This window comes from Rhizobium sp. P1_E1 (assembly GCF_056406015.1).
Map to the genome: position 1 here is coordinate 1 of NZ_JBFUAY010000279.1, position 5,066 is coordinate 5,066.

Annotated in this window: 2 protein-coding genes; both read right to left on the reverse strand. The window is 59.4% G+C overall.

All coding sequences use genetic code 11. The annotated features are described in order from the left end of the window. Window positions 1-3,944: DEAD/DEAH box helicase (locus AC1D1Z_RS33915; RefSeq protein WP_477853193.1), on the reverse strand; the 3,944-nt coding region annotated here is incomplete at its 3' end. After that, the coding region (locus tag AC1D1Z_RS33920; protein ID WP_477853194.1) for an STY4851/ECs_5259 family protein at window positions 3,941-5,066 on the reverse strand (1,126 nt) is incomplete at its 5' end. The genes AC1D1Z_RS33920 and AC1D1Z_RS33915, both read right to left, overlap by 4 nt.

Sequence of the window (5,066 nt, forward strand, 5' to 3'; positions counted from 1 at the left end):
CCCGTAAGCCGTGTCATTCTTCTTCCGTCCAGTGGCGCATCACTCCGCGGCTTGTGCGGAAGAAACGTGACGACGCCCGTCGGAAATCCATGACCCGGTAGAAAACCTCTATCCGCCAGGGCGCTCAAAAGGAATTCATCGCAGAGCCGCTTGAGCTCAAGGGCCATTCTGCTCTTGCCAGCGTCCTTCACACCTTCGTCCTTGGCGAGGGCCTGAAGACCTTCCCACTCGCTCTCGAAACTTGATTCCAACTCCGACATGATCTGAAGGCAGGAGTCGACCAGGGTCGTCTCGCCCTCCAGAACGGAGTGCTTGACCAGCTTTTCGAGGTCGGGCGACACCATCTTAAGCGTCGATGGTGCCTTGAGCCATTCCTTGAAGGAGTGGACAGGTCGTTGATCGAGCGCGACCCTCTTTTCACCGACAACGGCCGGCGTTCCGATGAACGGCCCGATCATCATGCGAATGGGATCTCCCCCACGGTCGAGCATGAACCGTCGGAGGAGATGGGCGTTGACGTGCCGTTGGACGATCGGGCGGCTACTGAGCGCGACTTTTGGGGCGGCGAGGTTCCTGTTGAGGTATCCGGCAGGGGAAAGAAACGCTTCCCGATCGAGCGGTCGGTCTCGGCAGAACGTGAATGCCAGCGAGAACGGCTGTCCGCGACGGCCCGCCCGGCCGACGCGCTGCTTATAGCTCGCGATCGACGGGGGTACGTTCGTCATCATCACGGTTGAGACCGATCCGATGTCGACGCCCATCTCCATCGTGGTCGAGCAATTCAAGATATTGATCTCGCCGGCTTTGAACTGTTCTTCGTAACGCCGTAGCAGGGCGCTCTCCTGCTGAGCGGAGTGTTCGGCGGAACGCGCATAATCGGCGAACATCGCGACGCGGTCGGAGATGTTATTCCAGGCGCCATCGTCGCGAAGCTTCTTGATCTGACCCGACTGCCCAAGCCAGTCCTTGATCACCGCCCGCCTGGCGTTGACGTCGATGTCGCCAAGCAAGATCTCTGGAAGAGCCGGTAGCTGGACGCGATCCGCGTTGCGCCTAGCGGCGTGCCTCGACGCCCGCGACACTGGGCTCAGTCCGAATGGGGCGCCTTCGAGAATTCTACGGGTGAGGGGGCAAAGGAACCCCTCGGTCATCGGGGCGATGTACGCCTTGCGTATGTCGAGCGCCCGGTTTTCCGGATCGCTGTTGAACACCGGCTGGAGCTGTTGCCAGGCGCGGTCGAAGCACTCCTCTATATCGGCCTTGTGCTCCTGATTTGAGATGTCCAAACCGAGACCGTTGATTAGCAATATTTGGGGCGTGGAAAGTGTCGCGGCGTTCTTCGGAGCGAATGGCCATGCCTTGTAGCGCTTGTCCCCGCTGGCCTTCTGCCCCGGTCCGAGCAAATACTTGTTCTTCGCCCGAGGGGTGATCCAGTGCATCAGTTCAGAATGCACCGCCACCGCGGCGTTTGCTCGCATGAAGTACGTCGTGATCGCGTATAGGAACGCCCGCCATTCCTCGATCGTCTTGCCGTAGCGAGTGAAGGCGGATGGCATCGCCTGTTGGTCGTCAATCTCCTTGAATCTGAGCCGTGCCAATCCGAGAGTCTCGATCGAAAGCGCCTTGCGCGGACGGCGGGCGAACTCGCGCATCAGCAGGAAATCGGCAAGCTTGACGCTGTCGTGGAAGAACCGTCCGTCTCGCGGTTCCCAGACGTCCTTCATCCATCGTTCCACTTCCGGACGGCGGGCGAGCCTCTCGACGAGATCCTGCCATTGAATGCCGGACAAATTCTCGCCGCGCGCTTTGGCGAGATCCTCTTTCATCTTTGCGAGCAGATTTTCGACCGTCACATTCGGCGCGGCGGCAAGGACAACTTCCAGACCTGCAATGTCTGCTTCCAGCTTGCTGGTGTCGACCCCCGTTCCTGCGGAAAGAGAGTGCTGCACCGAATGGTAGACGAACGAGCGAACGAAGTTTCGTTCGGCCTCGGCCTGCATCTTCGCCGACATCCTCGCCGTGCCTTGCCGACTGTCGGTAAAGGAGAGCAGACGTCGACCGTACGAAGGAACGGCGCCTTCTTCACGACTCGCATCGACTCCCTCAAGAAGGATCGGAGCGGCATTCGTTATCATGAACGGAGCGCCGAAGCGCATCGGACGGAGCAACCGGTCTATCACTCCCTTAGGGGCGTTCGTGGCACAACACGGGCAGGAGTCGCCTTTCAGCTCGTATGCGATCGCGACGGTTTCGTCCGTCTGGAACGGCGCTATGCGCCAATCTTTCGTCGACAGATGCATTGGTCGGAAGCGACCGCTGACTACGCCGTTGACCAGGATCTTCTGTTGGACCGAAGGAGCCGATGGTTCGGTATCTTGCGGCTCGTCGTCCTCTGTGTCCTCGCCATCATCGCCATCGCGACCAGCTTCAAACTCGAATTCGTCTTTGTCCACGACACGTCGAGTGGGAAGGATTCGATCCTTCCCTGCGTCCTGCTCTCCTTCGAGCAGAACCTCTCCGCAGTCGTTGCAACTAATCACCTCAAGGACCGGCGCGTCGCATGTGGGGCACTCGTCTCGCCTATCCAGGAAAATTGTGCCGAAGGACCAGCCGTCCGCCGAGCCACGGCACTGCGGATTCACGCAGCTCCAGATGCCGGGGACTGCCCGCTCGAAACTATGGATCCTCATCGGAGCAAGTCTTTCATCCTCGCCCGTCTTGGGATGAGGCCGAGCCGCCTGGGAGAGGACGTCGAGAAAATCGTCGGCATCAAGACCGACGCCCCGTGCGACCCGTTCAAACTCTGCCAAAGGCTGCGGGTTCTCGAAAAGCTTCTTCTCGATGAAATTCCAAACGGACTCGTCGGCCGACAAGGTAGTGAAAAGCTCCCCGGCGTCGAGCGTCTCAAGTTGCGCCTTGGCGGGTAGCTTGCTGCGCTTAACGGGGCGCTCCGGAAGCTGCCTCTTGCCTTCCACCACATGGACGTTCGCGTCGGCGATGCCAGCCACATCGGCTAGGAAACGCTTCAACTGGTTCTGAACATCGTTCCCGCTGCCGATCGTCGCCGATGTCGCGACGAAGTGGACGTCCTCTGGCTTGCAATCGAATGCCAGGAGAACTCGACGAAGAAGAAGTGCGATTTCGGCTGCAGCCGCGCCGACGAGCGAGTGCGCCTCGTCCAGCACGATCCACTTAAGCTTGCCCCTCGACTTCTGGATGATTGGCTGATCTTCGGATCGAGCAAGCATGTACTCGAGCATGGTGACGTTGGTGACGAGCACCGGAGGCGGACTGTCACGAAGCTGCTCGCGATCGATCAGTTGCTCGGGCTTTGCCCGGCGGTCACTTGCAGGGAGGGACTTCTCGAGGTCGCCGTTGTAGAGGCAGTATCGAATCTTCCCGCCGAACGGTTTCGTCCAGGCCGAAAGGCGCTCTCTCTGACTTTCGATGAGGGCGTTCAGGGGGTAGAGCATGATCGCCTGAACGCCTTCCAATGGAGCTGTCGTGGAAGGGAGCTGGGATACTAGATCACTCAGGATTGGGAACAGAAAACACTCAGTCTTTCCCGAACCCGTCCCCGACGTGACAAGCACGGACTGGGGCGACGCCGTATTTGAGAGATGCTGCCACGTTTGCAACTGGTGCCTGAATGGGAGACGTGTCTTCGGAAAGCGGTAGTCGCCGTTCGGGAGGGCGTCGAGGGCCGCGACGAACTGAGGATTCAAGACAGACGCTGAGACGTTCCCCATGTTTACTCCGGCGGGAACGAACGGATGGGCACCCTCGATCACGGGCTCCTGCAGCAATCCGCCATTCGATGCATCTGCCGAGTTGAACTTCCTACGAAGCTCTTCGATCAGGGCGAGATCCCGAATGTTCGCCTGCGAGATGATTGCCTCGGCGGAACGGCGGCGGATTTGCGAAAGTGTCGAGAAGGGCTTCAAGTACGAACCTCGTAAAAGCGGAGAAGATGAGGATATGCAGACGAGATGTAGCGACCATGCTCCCGCAGCGTCTTGCGAAGCACGAGTTCGCATTGCGACGTCAGGGTAAGCCGGCCGACCGCGACAGCGGCCAGCGCAGCGGGCACTGCCATACCTTCGAAGTCGTTCACGCTGAATCTATCGAACTCGGGTGGCAATTTGATCGCGGCTTCGATCAGATGCTCGAGGACGAGATTTCGTTGGAAAGGGTCGTGTTGGCTATCGTCGTCGTACATCCGTTGATCCTTGACGTACCCTTCAAGCGCGCGATGGAGCGTAGGAAACGTCACCGACCCGACACCGAGCTGGTCGAACCTGAGATCAAGGGCAGGTTCCAGCGCTACGAGCTTTTCGCGCAGGTTCTTGAAGTGCCCGACGATCAGTTCGTTGCGAGTGCTATCCGGAAGCGATGCGAGCGCCTCCAAGAGACCGTCGAATTCCGATGCGAGGACCGCCTGCCAATCCTTCGTCGGAAGCGTCAGCCAGATGAACGGCAGCTTCTCCTGAAGGGACCAGACCGCTTGCCTTTCCACATCGCTGCCGGCCGACGTCAGCAGCCTTAACAACGCTCGGGGTCGGCGAGCAATTTCCTTCAGGATGTCGAACACCGTTGCGGGAAGCCCATTGAGGCCGCAGGCAAGCGAGTGAAGGTAACGAACATCAGGGACGGGAAGTTTGCCGTCCTCGAAGGAAGTAAGTACGGTCGCCATCTTAGCCACACGTGAGGGAACGTTGGTCTCCGCAAGGGCCGACATGAGTGGAGAGCTCGTGGGACCTCGTACCGGTAGGATCACCAGAAGTGGGCGCGCGACGACGTCGGGACCGTCTCGAAGATAGACAAGGCATGGCCCTTCGCACCAATCAGGTATGAGATAATTTCCCTCGCTYGACCGCATGAGAAGATGCTCGCGATCCGGCTTCAGAATCATTCGGACCACTGGGGTCTCGATGAACTCGGCGCCAAACACCACAGCGCCATGGACGAACGCTGGGCGAGGGTAGCGGTACTGTTTGAGCTTTATCGGCTTGCGGCTGTCACCTATGAACTCCAGCTCGAGCATGGCGTCTTGGTCGGCCATGGGG